We start from the raw sequence: 894 nt of genomic DNA, 5'->3' as shown, positions 1-894 counted from the left end.
GACGGCACAGGCAAGCGCGCCCGCATTGACGGCATTGAAGTGGCTGGCAAAACCGGTACCGCACAGAAGGCCGACCATCGTGCGGGCACCTATGGCAGCAAAAGATTGGCGTCTTTTGTGGGTTTTTTCCCGGCAGACAAGCCGCGCTACCTCATTCTGGTCATGGTGGACGAACCCACACGTAATCAATACGGCGGCGTGGTGGCGGCCCCGGTATTCAAAGAAATAGCCAGCCGCACACTGACATTTACGGGCATTGTTCCGGATACAAAGGTGGCTGCGGGAACTGAAAGTCCTGCTGCTCCCGCTGCGGGGCGCAGGCGTGGCCTGAAGTTGGCTGGTCTGGATGTGCCCTATGTCAACGAAGTTCAAAAAACTGCTGCCCAGGGTCAGGATGCAGGCATGCGTCTGCCGGGGCATCTGGCAAAGGCGGGCAGCCGCGTGCCTGATGTGATGGGCAAGTCTGTGCGTAATGCGGTGGAACTTTTTGCCCGGGCGGGCGTTGTGCCGGAACTCAAGGGATCCGGTAGCCGCGTGGTCAAGCAGACTCCGGCTCCCGGGGCGGCATGGCCCGAAGAAGATAACAAGACAGAATATATCCTCTGGCTCTCAGAGCGTTAAGATTGGCTATTGTTGGTTGCCGTTATTGAATTTTCCGGCGGCGGCCCGGTAGCGACAAACGAAAAAACACGGCAAAGACCGGAGATATTCCCGGTGAGGCACGGCAGGCGCGCGCGGTTGTGGGAACTGCCGCCGCCGGGCCGCCGGGTTTGGGCAAAAGGTAAAACGCTTCCGGCAGTTGGGATATTGCAGCATCAAAACTGTTCAGACGGATGCACTACTCGGATGGCCCCGACACTTGACGCGGAAGGGGCTGCTCCACCGCAAGGCAGC

Annotated in this window: 1 protein-coding gene; it reads left to right on the top strand. The window is 59.4% G+C overall.

Annotation, left to right across the window (positions count from 1 at the left end; genetic code table 11):
* Positions 1-621 (top strand): penicillin-binding transpeptidase domain-containing protein (locus QZ377_RS12405; protein WP_291441526.1); only part of this gene is annotated, 621 nt, incomplete at its 5' end.
* Positions 622-894: the final 273 nt, after the last annotated feature.

It is taken from the genome of Desulfovibrio sp. (genome assembly GCF_019424165.1).
GTDB lineage: Bacteria > Desulfobacterota > Desulfovibrionia > Desulfovibrionales > Desulfovibrionaceae > Desulfovibrio.
The sequence above is the reverse complement of the archived record's forward strand: the minus strand, read 5'-3'. Positions and strand labels throughout refer to the sequence as shown.